At 68.7% G+C, this 16322-nt stretch carries 17 protein-coding genes; 5 read left to right on the plus strand and 12 right to left on the minus strand.

Annotated features, from left to right (window positions below; genetic code table 11):
• Window positions 1-152: 152 nt before the first annotated feature.
• From SCNU_RS13875 to SCNU_RS13880, 3 genes are read left to right on the plus strand one after another with little or no spacing between them, the layout of a single operon-like run.
• The gene (locus tag SCNU_RS13875) at window positions 153-551 is read left to right on the plus strand and encodes a hypothetical protein (protein ID WP_009680014.1); all 399 of its coding nucleotides are present in this window, start codon (window positions 153-155) and stop codon (window positions 549-551) included.
• Complete coding sequence (locus SCNU_RS20990) at window positions 548-676, plus strand: hypothetical protein (RefSeq protein WP_009680015.1); 129 nt, start codon at window positions 548-550, stop codon at window positions 674-676. The genes SCNU_RS13875 and SCNU_RS20990 overlap by 4 nt, the downstream gene beginning before the upstream one ends.
• Complete coding sequence (locus tag SCNU_RS13880; protein WP_009680016.1) at window positions 673-1188, plus strand: DinB family protein; 516 nt, start codon at window positions 673-675, stop codon at window positions 1186-1188. The genes SCNU_RS20990 and SCNU_RS13880 overlap by 4 nt, the downstream gene beginning before the upstream one ends.
• A gap of 7 nt (window positions 1189-1195) precedes the next feature.
• Here SCNU_RS13880 and lysS read toward each other — a convergent pair whose 3' ends face one another.
• The 3 genes from lysS to SCNU_RS13895 all read right to left on the minus strand — a co-directional run bounded on the left by lysS (window position 1196) and on the right by SCNU_RS13895 (window position 4182).
• Window positions 1196-2728 carry a lysine--tRNA ligase gene (lysS, locus tag SCNU_RS13885; RefSeq protein ID WP_009680017.1) on the minus strand — a complete coding sequence of 511 codons (1533 nt, stop codon included), beginning with the start codon at window positions 2726-2728 and terminating at the stop codon, window positions 1196-1198.
• Window positions 2729-2776: 48 nt separating this feature from the next.
• Window positions 2777-3190 carry a hypothetical protein gene (locus tag SCNU_RS13890; protein ID WP_009680018.1) on the minus strand — a complete coding sequence of 138 codons (414 nt, stop codon included), beginning with the start codon at window positions 3188-3190 and terminating at the stop codon, window positions 2777-2779.
• Window positions 3191-3408: 218 nt separating this feature from the next.
• A complete protein-coding gene (locus SCNU_RS13895) occupies window positions 3409-4182 on the minus strand; it encodes a hypothetical protein (protein WP_009680019.1) in 774 nt (257 codons plus the stop codon).
• 413 nt (window positions 4183-4595) lie between these two features.
• Here SCNU_RS13895 and SCNU_RS13900 point away from each other — a divergent pair, with 413 nt between their 5' ends.
• Window positions 4596-6266, plus strand: a complete 1671-nt coding sequence (locus tag SCNU_RS13900) for a TIGR03767 family metallophosphoesterase (protein ID WP_009680020.1) — start codon at window positions 4596-4598, stop codon at window positions 6264-6266.
• An 18-nt stretch (window positions 6267-6284) separates the two neighbouring features.
• Here SCNU_RS13900 and SCNU_RS13905 read toward each other — a convergent pair whose 3' ends face one another.
• Genes SCNU_RS13905 through SCNU_RS13915 form a run of 3 tightly spaced genes read right to left on the minus strand, consistent with a single transcriptional unit; the run spans window position 6285 to window position 10351 of the window.
• Window positions 6285-7445, minus strand: coding sequence for an acyl-CoA dehydrogenase family protein (locus tag SCNU_RS13905; protein WP_009680021.1), 1161 nt, complete (start codon window positions 7443-7445; stop codon window positions 6285-6287).
• 58 nt (window positions 7446-7503) lie between these two features.
• Window positions 7504-9168, minus strand: a complete 1665-nt coding sequence (locus tag SCNU_RS13910; protein WP_009680022.1) for a long-chain-fatty-acid--CoA ligase — start codon at window positions 9166-9168, stop codon at window positions 7504-7506.
• A gap of 4 nt (window positions 9169-9172) precedes the next feature.
• The gene (locus SCNU_RS13915; RefSeq protein ID WP_009680023.1) at window positions 9173-10351 is read right to left on the minus strand and encodes a thiolase family protein; all 1179 of its coding nucleotides are present in this window, start codon (window positions 10349-10351) and stop codon (window positions 9173-9175) included.
• Window positions 10352-10521: 170 nt separating this feature from the next.
• Between SCNU_RS13915 and SCNU_RS13920 the strand changes: the two genes are divergently transcribed.
• Window positions 10522-11109 (plus strand): TetR/AcrR family transcriptional regulator, encoded by a 588-nt coding sequence (locus SCNU_RS13920; RefSeq protein WP_009680024.1) that lies wholly within the window; start codon window positions 10522-10524, stop codon window positions 11107-11109.
• A gap of 273 nt (window positions 11110-11382) precedes the next feature.
• Here SCNU_RS13920 and SCNU_RS13925 read toward each other — a convergent pair whose 3' ends face one another.
• From SCNU_RS13925 to SCNU_RS13950, 6 genes are all read right to left on the minus strand, one after another.
• Window positions 11383-11847: a MaoC/PaaZ C-terminal domain-containing protein gene (locus SCNU_RS13925; RefSeq protein ID WP_009680025.1), complete on the minus strand. Its 465-nt coding sequence runs from the start codon at window positions 11845-11847 to the stop codon at window positions 11383-11385.
• Window positions 11844-12650, minus strand: a complete 807-nt coding sequence (locus SCNU_RS13930) for a type III pantothenate kinase (protein ID WP_009680026.1) — start codon at window positions 12648-12650, stop codon at window positions 11844-11846. Before SCNU_RS13930 ends, SCNU_RS13925 begins: the two co-directional genes overlap by 4 nt.
• 13 nt (window positions 12651-12663) lie before the next feature.
• Window positions 12664-13089, minus strand: a complete 426-nt coding sequence (gene panD / locus SCNU_RS13935; protein WP_040518491.1) for an aspartate 1-decarboxylase — start codon at window positions 13087-13089, stop codon at window positions 12664-12666.
• Between the two features lie 5 nt (window positions 13090-13094).
• Entirely contained in the window at window positions 13095-14030 is a 936-nt protein-coding gene (panC, locus tag SCNU_RS13940) for a pantoate--beta-alanine ligase (RefSeq protein WP_050792835.1), read from the minus strand.
• Window positions 14031-14059: 29 nt separating this feature from the next.
• Window positions 14060-14965, minus strand: a complete 906-nt coding sequence (locus SCNU_RS13945) for a Rossmann-like and DUF2520 domain-containing protein (protein WP_009680029.1) — start codon at window positions 14963-14965, stop codon at window positions 14060-14062.
• Between the two features lie 416 nt (window positions 14966-15381).
• Complete coding sequence (locus tag SCNU_RS13950; RefSeq protein WP_040518493.1) at window positions 15382-16287, minus strand: DUF6779 domain-containing protein; 906 nt, start codon at window positions 16285-16287, stop codon at window positions 15382-15384.
• Between the last annotated feature and the right edge of the window lie 35 nt (window positions 16288-16322).

Below are 16322 nucleotides of genomic sequence, written 5' to 3' on the forward strand. Positions count from 1 at the left end.
ACCGCGAGTGTCATTCATTCGAACGACGGCACGTTAACGGTGCCCTCGCTCCGACTCGACAACCCGGGTAGGCGGTCGAGAAAACAACACCGACGCACGCAGGACGACATAGCGGCACGACCGCCCCGCCCACCTGCGAAGGAGTGGTCACCATGCGAAGCACGACACGCACGACAACCAGGATCGCCGCGGCGGCGGTCTTCACCGCGACGATCGCCGCAGGCGCGGCGACCATCGGCTCCGGCGCCGCATCCGCCGATGGATTCCCGGACGGTCCGTACTGCAATGGACCCGCGGCGGTCCTCGCCGAGTCCGCGTGGTCGCAGGTCGCGATCTGCCCGGTTCAGGGGCCGACCGGCTGGGAGTACAGCGGGAAGGGCAAGGCCACCGGGGAGACCATCGACCTGTGGGGCGCCACCCGCGACTCATACGGCTTCCACGCCTACAACAACGGGTACACCTATCACGTCCATCCGGACCGTCTGCTGATCACGTCGCCCGACGGATCGACGGTCGCCGACGAGCCGTGGACGTTCTATCAGTCCAGATGACCGGGCGGTCCGGCATGCGCGCCGGGCCGGTCGGCATCGCGAACACTGACCGGTTCGGCACGCATCCTTCGATCCGCCGACTCCGCGACGGACTCACCGTCGGCGACGTACCGTCGGCGACATGAGCGAAATAGACGATCTGATAGCCACTTTCGACGAGCAGAGCACCAACTTCCGCACCACCGCCGAAGGGTTGACCGAGGAGCAGGCCCGCGCGACGCCGACCGCGTCGGAGCTCAGTATCGGCGGACTCGTCAAGCACGTGACCTTCACGCATCGTCACTGGTGGAAGGTGATCGCAGACGCCGACCCGACCGCGCAGTTCGACATGGAGGCCGCGTCGACCACCTATGCGCTGTCCGACGACGAGACGCTCGCCGACTGGCTCGCCCACTTCGACGACCAGCGGGAGAAGACCGCGGCCGCGCTGCGCGCACTCGATGACCCGGACGCGGCGATCCCGCTGCCCGTCGCGCCGTGGGCGCCGGACCCCCAGTACCGCTCGGCCCGCTGGATCGTGCTCAACATGCTCCGCGAACTGGCCCACCACAGCGGCCACGCCGACATCCTCCGCGAGACCATCGACGGTCAGAGCACCACGGTGATGCAGGCGCGCGCCGCCGGAATGGACATCTAGCGAGCCGCTACTGAATCGGCTTGACCAGCGGGAACAGCACCGTCTCGCGAATGCCGAGTCCGGTGAGGGCCATCAGCAGGCGGTCGATGCCCATTCCGGTGCCCGCGGTCGGCGGCATGCCGTGCTCCATCGCGACGAGGAACTCCTCGTCGAGAACCATGGCCTCGTCGTCGCCGGCCGCGGCCAGGCGCGCCTGGTCGACGAACCGCTCACGCTGGATGACCGGATCGACGAGTTCGGAGTAGCCGGTCGCGAGCTCGAATCCGCGGACGTAGAGGTCCCACTTCTCGACGACGCCGGGGATGCTGCGGTGCGACCGCACCAGCGGAGAGGTCTCGACCGGGAAGTCGCGGACGAACACCGGCTCGTCGAGCTTGCTGCCGACCAGGTGCTCCCACAGTTCCTCGACCAGCTTGCCGTGGCCGTAGCCCTTGTCCTTCGGGACCTCGAGGCCGACGCGGTCGGCGATCTTCAGGAGTTCGTCGACCGTGGTCTGGGCGGGGACGATCTCCTCGCCGAGCGCCTCGGACAGCGACGGGTACATCGACAGCTCGGTCCACTCGCCGGAGAGATCGTAAGTGCTGCCGTCGGGCATGGTCGGGGTCAGCGTGCCGAGGGCGCCCATCGCCACCGACTGGACGAGCTCGCGCGTCATCACCGCGGCGTCGTCGTAGGTGCCGTAGGCCTGGTAGGTCTCGAGCATCGCGAACTCGGGCGAGTGCGTGGAGTCTGCGCCCTCGTTGCGGAAGTTCCGGTTCACCTCGAAGACCCGCTCGATACCGCCGACCACGCAGCGCTTGAGGAACAGCTCCGGCGCGATGCGCAGAAAGAGGTCCATGTCGAAGGCGTTGGAGTGGGTGACGAACGGACGTGCCGCCGCGCCGCCGTGCAACGTCTGCAGCATCGGGGTCTCGACCTCGAGGAAGCCGCGGTCGGTCATGAACTTGCGCAGCTGCGCCATCACCTCGACGCGGGTCCGGGCGATCGCGCGGGCCTCGGGCCGGACGATGAGATCGACGTACCGCTGACGGACGCGCGACTCCTCGTTCATCTCCTTGTGCGCGACGGGCAACGGGCGCAGCGCCTTCGACGCCATCTCCCAGGAGTCGGCCATGATCGACAGTTCGCCGGTGCGGGAGCTGATGACCTCGCCGTGAACGAAGACGATGTCGCCCAGGTCGGTGTCGGCCTTCCAGCGCGCGAGCGCCTCCTCGCCGACGCCGTTGAAGCTGACCATCGCCTGGAGCTGAGTGCCGTCGCCCTCCTGCAGGGTGGCGAAGCACAGCTTGCCCTTGTTGCGCAGGAAGATGATCCGGCCGGCGACGCCGACCTGCTCACCGGTCTCGGTGCCCGCCTCGAGATCCGGGTACTGGGCGCGGATCTCGGCGAGGCTGTGGGTCCGCTCCACCGCGACCGGGTACGCCTGACGACCCTCGTCGAGGATCCGCTCACGCTTCTCCTGTCGGACCCGCACCTGCTCGGGGGCCTGGTCGACGGCGGCGGTCTTGGTGTTCGGGGCGCTGGAAACCTGGTCAGTCACGCACCCAGGTTATGCGCCCCACCAGGGACAAGACCAATCAGCGGATGATCAGGGGGTATCGAACAGTCCGAGCACGTCGTCGCCGACGGCGCCGTTGATGCGGCTCGCCCGAAGCGCGGTGTGCCCGCCGACGACGAAACGCGCTCCCCGCACGCCCCGCGCCTGCAGGTGCCAGGCCAGCATCTCGGCGTCGTAGCCGTCGTCGCTGACCAGCACCCAGCGGGCGTCGGCGGTCGCCGTGCGCAGGCGGTTCGGGGAGTCGGGAGCCAGCAGCTCCAGCGCGTCGTCGACGTCGAGGGCCATCGCCCCCATCAGCGCGCCGTCCGCGCTCCGGGCGAGCGCATCACGGAGGTCGACGGCGACCGCCCCGTCGGCGATCGTCGAGCGGTACTGGTCGGCCTGCAACGACAGCGGCGTCGCGGTGTACGAAGTGGTGACAGGTGCAGAGAATGCGAGCGTCATGGCGAGGTGGTCCTCTGAGAATGATCGAACGAGCGGAGGTTGGCGAATGGGGCCGACCGCGAAAGCGCGGTTTCAGCCTCGACAACACTCCTGACAGCTCTTGATCACGACGAACAGTCTGCCATGCGAAACCGCCACTGACCAGACCCAGCGCGAACGTGGGTTTAATTCGGCTACCTGGGGTTGTGCCGTTGATCGTGACCACCTGGTGGTCACGATCAACGGCATTCCTCCATCGCGCACTGCGGACCACAGGATTTCACAGAGCCGGGCCATCCGAGTCCGCTCAGCACCCTGCCCACTTTGAACGCTGTCCGGCACGATTTGTCGACCACCTGCCCCAAGCCCAGACGCAGACTCCGTTTGTCCGCGAACACCGCGGCGTCGAGATCTCGTTCCAGATCGGCGTCCCGGGCCGATGCGCTGTCATGGTGCAGACGTCCGTCCAACTCCACGATCAGTCCCCACTCCCGATACTCGACGTCGCGGTAGCCGCGGCGCCCGACCATCGTCGGCGACTGCCGTACCGCGCGTGGCAGACCGTGCGCTCGTTCGACGTCGATCAGGTAGCGGTGCTCGAGCACTGAACAGGCGCCGTCGCGCACGTCGATCAGGACGGTCTCGATGAACTTGCGCCGCCCGGTGCGATCTCGCTCGGCCAGCGCCGCCAGCAGTCGGTCCGGGGTCGTCAGCCGAGCCTGGACCACATCGGAAAGGCACGCGATCGCTGCGAAGTCCGAAGTGGCCTCGCCCGCTACGTCGAGGACGGCATGCTCGAGCCGGACCCGAGGCGGGTTGGTGTGCGAGAGGATTCGGTCGCTCAGATGACGGCTGTAGTGCAGCGAGACGCCTGAAGGCCGGACCAGATTTCGCTTCGCATCGACGACGATCTGGATCGGACCGTTCTCCTTGGCGTTGAGGCCTGCAGCGTCCCCTCCCGCGGCGATGATCGCCGATTCGTGACTGAGCGCAGCCGGTGCCAGCGCTAGCACCGCGGCCCATTCTCGCTGCCGCCTCGTCAGTGGCCCCGTGTGCGAGACGTACACCCCCGGGTGGACCGGCACCCAGTCCCGGTTGCGTAATCGGCGCCGAACGAATGCCGCGTCCAGCCCACACGCGAGGACCTGAGCCCGCGTGGTGACCCCGTCCTGCTGACGCAGTACTTGAGCAAGGCGAGACCCCGCGGCCCCCGATGAATCCCCCATAGCCTCACTGTGCCGAGCCGTCGACGAACAGTCAGCCGTTCGATGAGCCTGTGGATAACTCCGATCGCCCCGATTGCCGTTGGTTGTGACCACCTGGTGGTCACAACCAACGGCACAAGCAGAACGGACGCTGAACAAACTCTGACACGAATCCGTCCCAGATGAGTCCGGGAGGTGTGCTGCGCATTACAGTGACACCCATGCCGTCGAACCGCCTCTCCCGCCGTCAGTTCCTCCGCGCGAGCGCGGCGACCGCCGGAGCCGTCGCCGCGGGCAGTGCACTGGCCGGCCACGTCCACGCCGATCCCGCCGCCATGGCGAACACGTCCGGAACCACGATGGCGCAGGTCGCCGTGCCCGGCCGCGCGCGCAAGGGAGGCTACCGCCCGCTGGTGGCGGGCAGCGGCTGGCCGCTGTACATCCGGCAGGAACTGGCGGCGGCGAAGTCGGGCCGCGAGAACGCGCGGTCGGCGCTCGCGTCGTTCGTGCAGCTCACCGACATCCACATCACCGATGTCCAGAGCCCCGCTCGGTTCGAGTACGTCCATCCGGTGCAGGGACCGGCGTTCCGGCCGCAGGAGGCGCTGGGCACGCAGGGCGCCGTCGCCCTCGTGAAGCGCATCAACTCGCTGGCTCGCGGGCCGTTCACCGGCCGCGCCTTCGACTGCGTCGTCTCCACCGGCGACAACACCGACAACCACGAGGTCGTCGAACTCGGCTGGTTCCAGCACATCCTGTCCGGCGGGCAGATCACGCCGAACACCGGAGCCAAGAACCGGTTCGAGGGCCTGCAGGCACTCGGCTCGTCGCTCTACTATCGCCCGGAGCTGGACTCCTGGGACATCTACAAGGACCGCGGGTTCATTCAGATACCCGGCATGCTGCACGCCGCCATCAAGACCCATTCGAGTCCAGGACTGAACGTGCCCTGGTTCGCCGTGTTCGGCAACCACGACGACCAGCTGCTCGGCACGGTCCCGAACAACATCGTCGACTGGCTGTACTTCTCGAACGTGAAGTACGACCTCCCCGACACCGATCCGACCGCAGCCGCCATCGGCCGCGCGCTGAGCACCGATCCCGCGTCCCTCGGCCCGCTGCTCGCCGAGTTGCGCGTCACCGGCCCGGCGATCCCGGTGACCGCCGACAACTCGCGTCGTCCGTTCTCGCCGCGCGAGTTCATCCGCCGCCACTTCGACCCGGCGATCAAGGGCGCCGGGCCGCTCGGCCACGGCTTCACCGACCCCGACGGGCCGTCCTGGTACGCGTTCTCGATCTCCGACGGTGTCCTCGGCATCTCGTTGAACACCACCAACAGCCTCGGCATCGCCGACGGCTCGATCAGCCAGAAGCAGTTGGACTGGATGAACCGCACCATCGCCGCCAATCGCGACAAGCTGGTGCTGGTCTTCAGCCATCACACGTCGAAGACGATGACCGCGAAGCTGCCCAACCCCGAGACGCCGGGCGAGCAGCAGTACGACGGCGAGCACCTCGTCGCCCAGCTGCACAAGCATCCCAACGTGATCGCGTGGGTCAACGGCCACACCCACCGCAACGAGATGATCGCGCACCGCGGCGCCACGCCGAAGCACAGCTTCTGGGAGATCAACACCGCCAGCCACATCGACTTCCCGCAGCTCGCGCGAATCATCGAGGTCTCCGACAACCGCGACGGAACGATCAGCATCTTCACGCCTCTGATCGAGGCCGACAGCCGCTACACCGCGGACCCGTCGGACCTCTCGCAGGCCGGCCTCGCCAGCCTGTACCGCGAGCTGTCGTACAACGACATCCACCGCGACGACGACCTGCTCGGCTCCGCGGCCGACCGCAACTGCGAACTGCTGCTGACGAATCCGCTGGGGTGAGGCCGGCCCGCCGAGCGCCTACAACGACCGGCCGATCAACTCCTTCATGATCTCGCTGGTGCCGCCGTAGATGGTCTGCACCCGGGCGTCGGTGTACATGCGGGCGATCGGGTACTCCATCATGTAGCCGTAGCCGCCGAAGAGCTGCAGACAGCGGTCGACGATCTTCTTCTGCTTCTCCGTACCCCACAGCTTGGCCATCGACGCCGTCGCCGGGTCCAGGCGCCCGGCGATCTGCTCGCCGATGCAGTGATCGACGAGAGTCTTGCCCGCGAGCACGTCGGCCTTGCATTCGGCCAGAACGAACTTCGTGTTCTGAAAGCTCAGGATCGGCTTGCCGAACGCCTCGCGCTGCTTGGCGTACGCAATGGTCTCGGAGACCGCCGCCTCGGCGGCCGCGACCGCACCGACACCGATGATCAGCCGCTCCCGCTGCAGCTGACTCATCAGCTGATAGAAGCCCTGCCCCTCGACGCCGCCGAGCAGATTGTCCGCCGGGACCCGCATGTCCGTGAACGACAACTCGCGGGTGTCCTGGCCGTGCTGACCGATCTTCTCCAGCACCCGGCCGCGCTCGAATCCGGGCAGATCGGCGGTCTCGGCGACGAACAGCGAGATCCCCTTGGCGCCCTGTTTGGGATCGGTCTTGGCGACGATCACCAGCAGATCGCAGTGAGAGGCGTTGGAGATGAACGTCTTCGAGCCGTTGATGACGTAGTGGTCACCGTCGCGGACGGCGGTGGTGCGCACCGATTGGAGGTCGGAGCCGGTGCCCGGCTCGGTCATCGCGATGGCGAGGACCGACTCGCCGGTCGCACAGCCGGGCAGCCAGCGTCGTTTCTGCTCGTCGGTCGCGTACGAGTTGAGGTAGTGCGCGACGATCGTCGAGTGCACCGCGAACGCGAGCGCGGAGTCGCCTGCGGCGCACAGCTCCTGCTGGACCACCGCCTCGTGGCCGAAGTCGCCGCCCGACCCGCCGAACTCCTCGGGGACGTCGAGGCAGAGCAGTCCGGCGGCGCCGGCCTTGGTCCAGAGGTCGCGGTCCACCTGATGCTGCGCGGCGAAGCGCTCCTCGTGCGGTGTCACCTCCTTCGCGATGAAGGATCGCGCGTGAGCGCGGAGCGCGGCCTGGTCGTCGCTCTCCCAGGGCGCCCGGTAGTCGGGGAACAGTGCGGTCATGGGTGTCGCCTTCCGTTGACGAGTGAAGTCGGGTTGTCGAGGAACGATCGCCGGCCGCTCACCGGACGACCTGGTAGAGGTCGGCGTACTCCACCCGCATCACCTTCTTGTCGAGCTTGCCGACGCTGGTGCGGGGCAGCGCGTCGACCCGGATCACCGTGTCGGGAAGCTGCCACTTGGCGAACCTCGTCGCGAGCAGGTCGTGGATCTCCGACAGCGGCACGTCGTCGCCGTCGACCGTCGCCAGCAGCACCACCGGCCGCTCCTGCCATTTGGGATGCGCGACCCCGATGACGGCGGCCTCGGCCACCCGCGGATGTGCGACGACCGCGTTCTCCATGTCGATCGACGAGATCCACTCGCCGCCGCTCTTCACCACGTCCTTGAGGCGGTCGACCACCTTCAGGTACCCGTTCGGGTAAATGGTCGCGACGTCGCCGCTACGCCAGAAACCGTCGATGAAGCGCTCGCCCGGCGCGTCGTCGAGGTCGTGATACCGCTCGGTGATCCACGGACCGCGAATCAGCAGCTCGCCCTCCGCGACGCCGTCGTGCGGCAGGTCCGCACCGGCGGCGTCGACGATCCGCACCTCGATGCCGTTCACCGGAAGGCCCTGACACCTCTTCAGGTCCCACCGCTGGTCGTCGCTGAGCCCGGTCAGGGTCGGCTTGATCCCGGCGTTGACGGTCACGAACGGGGTCGTCTCCGTCGCACCGTAGGCGTGGATGACGTCGGCACCGGTCAGCTCGAAGAAGCCGCGCATCATCGACAGCGGCGGCTCGGTGGCTCCGCACAGCAGACGCGCTCGGCTCAGGTCCGGGGCTTCGTCGAGCGTCTCGAGGTACGCGAGCATCGGGCCGAAGATGGCCGGGGCACCGTTCGCGACGGTCACCTGTTCGGCGATCATGGCGTCGACCAGCACAGAGGTGTCCTCGGCCGCATATCGGCCGGGCAGCACCACCTTGGCCTGCGAGTACACCGCCGATTGCGGGAGCCCCCAGCTCTGTCCGTGGAACATCGGCGTGATGAGCATGACGGTGTCGTCGCTGCCCATCTTGACCGCCGCGGCCTGCGCCATCGTGTGCAGGTAGATGCCGCGGTGCGAGTAGTAGACGCCCTTCGGGCGGCCGGTGGTCCCGGTGGTGTAGCAGGCGCTGTAGGCAGAGGTCTCGTCGATGACCGGCCAGTCGTACTCGGCCGAGGCCTCCGCCATCAGGTCCTCGAAGAACACCGCGTTCGGCAGGCCCGGATCGATCTCCGACGACGGCCTGTCGGACATGACGACCCACGTCCGCACTCCGGGAGCGTGCGGCGCCAACTCGCGCGCGGCGGGGAGCAGCGACTCGTCGACCAGCACCACGGACGCGCCGCTGTGCGTAGTCACGTAGCCCAGATCCTCCGGCGCGAGGCGGAGATTCATCTGCAGCATCACGGCGGCGGTGCCCGGGATGGCCCAGTACAGCTCGAAGTGCCGCTTGCTGTTCCAGTCGAGGATGCCGACGACGTCGGCCGGACCGACACCGAGGCCCGTCAGGACGTTCGCCGCCTGCTGAATCCTCGCGTAGGCGTCGGCGTAGGTGTACCGGTCCCAGCCGCCGTCGGGCGTGCGGTAGACGATCTGCTGCTCCGGAAAGGTCCGCGCGGCATGGCGGATGAGCGTGGTGGTGTTGAGCTGAAAGCTGTCGCCGTGGGTGGACGGCAGTCCGCGGACGATGTCGGTCATGGATTCAGATCCGTTCGATGATGGTCGTGTTGGCGGTGCCCGTCGCCTCGCAGATGGTCTGGAGTCCGAGGCGACTGCCGGAGCGCTCGAGCTCGCACAGCAGATCGGTCAGCATCCGCGCCCCGGTGGAACCCAGCGGATGACCGAGGGCGACCGAACCGCCGTTCACGTTGAGCTTGTCGTCGGGGACCTGGAACTCTCGCTGGAACATCAGCGGGACGCCCGCGAAGGCCTCGTTGACCTCGAACCGATCGATGTCGTCGACCGACAGCCCCGACCGCTTCAGTGCCTTGCGCGACGACTCGAGGATCGCCGTGAACTGGATGACCGGATCGTCGGCGGCCACGCTGAGCGCGCGGAACCGCGCCCGCGGGGTGAGCCCGTGCCGCTCGGCGAACTCGCGCGATGCGATGAGCAGCGCGGCGGCGCCGTCGCTGATCTGCGACGAGTTCGCGGCCGTCGTCATCCCGTCGTCGGCGAACACCGTGCGCAGCGAGGCCATCTTCGCCGGGTCGAGCTGCTCGCGGATGCCCTCGTCGCGGTCGACGATCGGCGACGTCGGATCAGCGGGGTCGGTCCGCAGCGGAACCAACTGCTCGCGGAATCGGCCGTCGGCGGTCGCCGCGGCGGCCCGTCGGTGGCTGCGCATGCTGAACTCGTCGAGCTCGGCCCGCGTGAGCCCGAATCGAGTGTTCATCAGCTCCGACGACATTCCCTGGGCCATCAGCCCGCCGTCGTACCGCCCCAGTTCACGCGGGCTGTACTGCGGGCCGAGCGGCGCGCCCGGGACCATCGACGGCGGCAGCGGAACCTGAGACATCGACTCGACCCCGCATGCGATCACCAGGTCCTGGGAACCGGCCATCACCGCCTGCGCGGCGAAACTCACGGCCTGCTGCCCCGAACCGCACTGCCGGTCGATCGTGACGGCCGGAACCGACTCCGGCAGACCCGCCGCCAGCACGGCGTGCCTGCCGAGGTTGCCGGTCTGCTGCTCGAACTGCATCACGCAGCCGGCGATCACGTCGTCGATGAGCGAGGGGTCGACACCGCTGCGGTCCACGAGGTCGGCGATGGTCGCGCCGAGCAGGTCGACCGGATGCCACCCACTCAACACCCCGCCGCGCCGGCCGACGGGCGTGCGCACCGCGCCGACGATGACCGCTTCGGAACTCTGACTCATCTGCCCACTCCTGTCATTCCGGCCGACCCGGTCCCGGTTGCCACGGATTCCGGAACCGGCCCTGTGATGCCGTTCACTCAACGTACTATACATACGTACCGTAAACATGACATGCGTAACGGTCAATGGGTGCACCGTAGAATTCGCCCCGAACCAAGGAGGACGAGACGATGAGCGATCCCCGCGCAGCCGACGGCGATCTCACTGCGAAGGCCAAGATCCGGAACGCCGCACTGGACCTGTACGCCGAGCACGGTGAGGAACGGGTCTCGATGCGTGCCGTCGCCGCCGAGGCCGGGGTCACGGTCGGCCTGGTCCAGCACCACTTCAAAACCAAGGACGGCCTGCGACGGGCCGTCGAAGAGCTGATCGTCGAATACCACCGGACGGCGATCGCGAGCGTGCCGAGCGACGGGACGCCTGCGGAGGTCGCGGCCGCACGCGACGACGCCGTGCGCGCGATGCTCAAGGACAACCCGGTGGTCGTCGGCTACATGCGTCGCGTGCTGCTCGACCCCAACGGCTCGACGTCGCTGCTCAGCCAGCTCACCGAGCTCGCGCGCGACGAGGTGAGCAAGATGCGCGACGCCGGGCTCGCCGGAACGCGGCGCAGTGTGGCCGAACAGACCGTCGCGATGATGGTCCGAAACGTCGGACAGCTGTTCCTGCAGCCGATGGTCGACGCCATGTGGGGCCAGCTCGCCGACGACCCGACCGACACCGCCAAGCCGGCGCTGACCGTCGACGCGCGGAACTGAGGGTTTGCAGGACCCGGCCTGCGTGACGAGGTTTCGACACCGGCTCCGCTGCGCTCCGCCGGGCTCAACCAGCGGCGGGGGGGTGAGGGGGTTTCGACACCGGCTCCGCTGCGCTCCGCCGGGCTCAACCAGCGGCGGGGGTGTGAGGGGGTTTCGACACCGGCTCCGCTGCGCTCCGCCGGGCTCAACCAGCGGCGGGGGGGTGAGGGGGTTTCGACACCGGCTCCGCTGCGCTCCGCCGGGCTCAACCAGCGGGGTGGGGCTCGGGAGGGTTCAGGCCGGCGGCGCGGCGTGCACGTACGAGGCCGTGTGCGTGCGCAGGACCGGCTTACCCGCGACGATCAGCTCGGTGTCGACTTCGACGAGGGCGCGGTTGCGGTCGTCGAAGGTGACGGCGGTGACGGTCAGCGAGCCGGTGAGCACGTCGCCCGCGCGAACCGGACGCAGGAAGGCGACATCGCTGATCTCCTTGCCCGCGATCACCGCCCAATGGTCGTAGACGTCGAGCACCGACAGTCGCTGCATGATCGCGAAGCTGTGCACGCCACTCGCGATCAGCCCGCCGTAGGGGCTCGTCGCGGCGACGTCCGGATCGATGTGGAATCCCTGCGGATCCCAACGCCGGGCGAACTCGACGAGATCGTCTTCCGTCAGCGCGTACTCGCCGAGGTGGTACACCTGACCCACTCGGATGTCGCGGCCGTAGACGACGGTCCGACCTTCCGCACTCGTGCTCACACTCGCCCCTTTCCGCTCCGACGACTCCGTTCGTGGACGCGACGCAGGCCGTCGAGCGCCAGATGCGGATGGTGGGCGGTGATGGTGCGGCATTCGCCGATCATCAGCGGCGCCATGAATCCGGTTCCGACCACGGTGACGTCGTCGCCGTCGAATCCCGGCACCTCGCGCCGGATCCGCTCGACCAGTCCGTCCACCTGTCCGGCGAAACCGTAGATGATTCCCGACTGCAATGCTTCGACGGTGTTCTTCCCGATCACGCTCCGCGGCGGCATCAGCTCCACCTTGCGCACGGTGACGGTGTGCTCGCTGAGCGCCTCGACCGCGAGGTTGACTCCCGGCGCGATGACGCCGCCGAGGAACTCCCCCTTGGCGGACACCGCGTCGACCACGGTCGCCGTGCCGAAGGCTACGACGATGCACGGGCCGTCGGGGTAGTTCTCGTGCGCCGCCAGGCTATGGGCGACGCGGTCGGTGCCCACTTCCTTCGGGTTGTCGACGAGCAGCGGCACCCCCGTGCGCACACCGGGTTCCAGCAGCACGTGCGGTCCGCGGCCGAAGTAGCGCGGCAGCATCTCCCGCATCTCACGCAGCAGCGACGGCACCGTCGACAGGCCTGCGACCCCGGTCACCTGCTCGATGTCGGGTCCCAGGAGGCCCCGCAGCTGCAGCGCGAACTCGTCGGCGGTCAGGTGCGGCTGCGTGTGGATGCGCCAGTCGCGGACCAGTTCCGCATGGTCGCCCGACCCCGCGAACACACCGAGATGAATGTTCGTGTTGCCGACGGTGACGGTGAGGAGCACTGACTGACCGGCCTCAGACCGTGGCGGTCGCGAGCTGACGCGGATCCTTGAGCCCGGAGCCCTCCGGGACATCGGCCGGGTCGGCGCCCATGCTGACCGGCCGGTTGTCGGAGTCGACGAAGACCACGTGCGGCGCGTACTCGGCCAGCTCGGCCTCGTTCATGACGCCGTACGCGATGATGATCACCAGGTCGCCCGGGTGCACGAGGTGCGCCGCCGCACCGTTGATACCGATGACCCCGGTGCCGCGCTCGCCGGCGATCACGTAGGTCTCGAGGCGGTTGCCGTTGTCGATGTCGACGATGCAGACTTGCTCGCCCTCCATCAGATCGGCCGCGTCGAGCAGATCGGCGTCGATGGTCACCGAGCCGACGTAGTGCAGGTCGGCCTGCGTCACGGTGGCCCGGTGGATCTTGGACTTCATCATGGTGCGGAACATGCGGATCACTCCTCTTCCTGGGTGGCGAGGTCGCCTGGAGCTGTCGTGCCCTCGGAGTCGAAGGCGTTGTCGGTGAGGTCGGCGACCGCTTCCGGGTCGCGGAGGTCGACGCCGATGAGGACGCCGACGTTGTCGATGAGTCGGGCCGGCCCGACGCGCGCGGCCACCAGCAGTCGGCCGTCGCCCTCGGCTGGCGCCTCCTGCAGGCCGCGGCCCCGCACCTCGAGGTAGTCGACCTCGATCTCCGGCGCGGTGTCCAGGACGGCGCGGGCAGCGGCGACGATCGCCTCCGGCCCACCGGCGGCGGCATGGGTGCCCGCCAGCAGCGCCGCGGACAGGATGGTCGCCAGCTCGCGCTCGTCGGCCGACAGGTAGCGATTGCGCGACGACAGCGCCAGGCCGTCTGCCTCGCGGACCGTCGGCACGCCGATGATCTCCACATCCATGTTCAGGTCGTGAACCATCTGGTTGATCAGGACGAGCTGCTGGTAGTCCTTCTCACCGAAGTAGGCGGCGTGTGGTGCCGCGATGTTGAGCAGCTTGTTGACGACGGTCAGCATGCCGGCGAAGTGCGTGGGGCGCGACTGCCCTTCGAGGATCGCGCCGGCTTCGCCCGGCTGCACCGTGGTGCGCGGTCCGGACGGATACATGGCCGACGCGGTCGGCGCGAACACCAGCTCGACGCCGAGCGGCTCCAGCAGGGCGCAGTCGGCGTCGAACGTCCGCGGGTAGGCGTCGAGGTCCTCCCCCGCGCCGAACTGCAGCGGGTTGACGAAGATCGAGACGATGACGACGTCGCACCGACGCTTGGCGGCCTTCACCAACTGCAGATGCCCCTGGTGCAGGGCGCCCATCGTCGGCACCAGCGCGACCCGCTTGCCCGCCGCGCGGAGCGCCTTCGTGACGCGGTGCAGCTGCGCCGGGTCGCGATGGACGGTCATCCGGCCGGGTGCGTAGAGGTCTGATCCGGTCACGCGTGTGCCTCCAGGAGGTCTCGGAGCTCGCGGCCGGCGCCGCTCTGGGAGGCGGCCCGGGCCGAGAGCGCCCGGTAGCCGTCGACGAGCTGATGGTCGGGCAGGGCCGCGAGGGCGGCGAGATGACGGCGGACGGTCGCGGCGTCGTCGCGGGCCACCGGCCCGGTGAGGGCCGCGCCGCCCATCTCGAGGACGTTGTCAAGGGACGCGCGGACCAGCGGCGCGAGCACGCGCCGCGCGATGCCGGGGTCGGGTCCGTCGACGGTCGCGGTCGCACTGTGTTCGCCGTGCGGACCGGCGATCGCCGCGTCGAGCGCCGTCACGGCATCGGTGATCAGGGCGATCAGATTGTTGGCGCCGTGCGCCAGGGCTGCGTGGTACAGCGTGCGGTCGGACTCGGCGATCCGCACCGGGGTGCCGCCCATCTCCAGCACCAATGCGGCGGCGATCGCATCGCCGATCTCGTCATCCGACGTGATGCCGAAGCACGACGAGGCGAGCCGCGCCGTGTCGTCCGAGCTGCCGACGAAGGTCATGGCGGGATGCACGGCGATGGTCACCGCACCGAGTCGTGCGAGCGGCTCCAGAACGGCGACGCCGAGCGCACCGGCAGTGTGAGCGACGATCGTGCCCGGTCGCGGCCCCGCTGCGGCGACGGCGTCCACGACGGTCGGCAGCGCGGTGTCCGGGACCGCGAGAATCAGGAGCTGAGAATCGGCGACGACGCCGGATGGATCAAGGATGCGGGCCTGTGGCAGGCGCAGAGCGGCGCGGCCGCGTGATTCCGGGGAACGCGCGGTCAGCGACGCGACGTCGTGCCCGACCGCGGCGAGCGCTTCGCCGAGCGCGGTGCCGACTCGACCGGCCGAGATGATGCCGACACGCATGCGTGCCGCGGCCATCGGTGAATTCACCGCCGTTCCTCCATTCCGTTCCAGTCCCTGCTCACGATCACGGAGCCTCGGGTACCAGACGTTCGCCACCACGATAGGCGCGGCCGCAGCGTCCCGGCTACGCGGTGTGACAACTTTCACCACGCGGGTGGTTGAGCGATCGCAGCGCCGCTGGCCCGCTGGTTGAGCGATCGCCCCGCCCGCTGGTTGAGCGAGCGGAGCGAGTCGAAACCGACGAAACCCGGGCTGGAAATCACTACCAGCCCAGGTCACGAGGTTTCGACTCGCTCCGCTCGCTCAACCAGCGAGAGGGGCGCGCTCGACCAGCGAGAGAGGCACGCCCAACCGGCGAGCGGGGCGCGCTCAACCAGCGAGAGAGGCACGCTCAACCAGCGAGAGGGGCGCGCTCAACTGACGAGAGTCGTTCAGTCGCGGCGGCGGCGACCACGCTGACTGAGCAGTTCACTGGCCGGGCGGCCCGCGGAGTGCGCGCCGTCGTCGCTCGGCGGCGCCGATCGGCGCCCCTGGCCCGACTGCTGCGGCTGCACCGGCTGCGGCCCGGTCTCCGGGACTTCCGGGGGTTCATACGCCTGCGCCCCGTAGGCGACGCGCTCGATCTGTGTGGTGGCCGCCGGGTCGTCGGACTCCGGCGCGGCGGCCGGGGCCTCCTCCGGCGCGTCCGTCACCACGGGGATGATCTCGGTGAGTTCCACCGGATCGACCTCTTCGACGTCCTGCGGCTCGTCGGGCAGATGACGACCGGGATCCGACGGCGGCGCGGTCGACGCGAAATCTCGGTCGGCCACCACTCGATCGTCGGCGGCCGCGGTGGCGTACCCGGCACCGGCCAGACCCGAACCGAGTTCACGCGGCCGTTCCAGACCGATCGCCGCGCGCATGTCGGGCAGCGGGGTGCCGAGCAGTTGCTCGAGGCTGGCCCGCAACGCCAGCACCTGCGCCTTGAGTTCCTCGAGCTCCACGTTCGACTCGCTCGCGACCTCCTGACGGATCGCGGATTCGACATCCGATTCGTACTGGCGCCGCGCGGCGATCTCTCGCTCGAGCTGCAGTTCGTACACGAGCCGAAGATCCCGGCTGCGGGACTCCGCGACGTCGGCCTGCCTGCGGTACTTCGTCACCAGCACCGCGCCGATCACCGCGGCCCACAGCGCGGCGATCACCGCGAGCGTCGCCGGAACGGAGAAGTCGTTGCCGAAGATCATCAACAGACTGGCCACGATGGCGAGCACGACGAACAACCCGATGAGCCATTGTCCGGCCGACGACGGTCGTTTCTTGGCGGCCTCTTCGGATCGTTCCTTAGTGGTCATGAAGGCAAACTTACCGCCCTTGACACCGCGACCGG

Origin of the sequence: Gordonia neofelifaecis NRRL B-59395 (genome assembly GCF_000192435.1) — a bacterium.
GTDB classification, from domain to species: Bacteria; Actinomycetota; Actinomycetes; order Mycobacteriales; family Mycobacteriaceae; genus Gordonia; species Gordonia neofelifaecis.

Coding starts and splice junctions, on each gene's coding strand:
- SCNU_RS13905 (WP_009680021.1), bottom strand. CDS start 7,445: ATGACCGCACTGTTCCCCGACTACCGGGCGCCCTGGGAGAGCGACGAC.
- panD (WP_040518491.1), bottom strand. CDS start 13,089: ATGTTCCGCACCATGATGAAGTCCAAGATCCACCGGGCCACCGTGACG.
- SCNU_RS13890 (WP_009680018.1), bottom strand. CDS start 3,190: ATGACGCTCGCATTCTCTGCACCTGTCACCACTTCGTACACCGCGACG.
- SCNU_RS13875 (WP_009680014.1), top strand. CDS start 153: ATGCGAAGCACGACACGCACGACAACCAGGATCGCCGCGGCGGCGGTC.
- SCNU_RS13945 (WP_009680029.1), bottom strand. CDS start 14,965: ATGGCCGCGGCACGCATGCGTGTCGGCATCATCTCGGCCGGTCGAGTC.
- panC (WP_050792835.1), bottom strand. CDS start 14,030: ATGACCGTCCATCGCGACCCGGCGCAGCTGCACCGCGTCACGAAGGCG.
- SCNU_RS13915 (WP_009680023.1), bottom strand. CDS start 10,351: ATGAGTCAGAGTTCCGAAGCGGTCATCGTCGGCGCGGTGCGCACGCCC.
- SCNU_RS13910 (WP_009680022.1), bottom strand. CDS start 9,168: ATGACCGACATCGTCCGCGGACTGCCGTCCACCCACGGCGACAGCTTT.
- SCNU_RS13950 (WP_040518493.1), bottom strand. CDS start 16,287: ATGACCACTAAGGAACGATCCGAAGAGGCCGCCAAGAAACGACCGTCG.
- SCNU_RS13920 (WP_009680024.1), top strand. CDS start 10,522: ATGAGCGATCCCCGCGCAGCCGACGGCGATCTCACTGCGAAGGCCAAG.
- SCNU_RS13880 (WP_009680016.1), top strand. CDS start 673: ATGAGCGAAATAGACGATCTGATAGCCACTTTCGACGAGCAGAGCACC.
- SCNU_RS13900 (WP_009680020.1), top strand. CDS start 4,596: ATGCCGTCGAACCGCCTCTCCCGCCGTCAGTTCCTCCGCGCGAGCGCG.
- SCNU_RS20990 (WP_009680015.1), top strand. CDS start 548: ATGACCGGGCGGTCCGGCATGCGCGCCGGGCCGGTCGGCATCGCGAAC.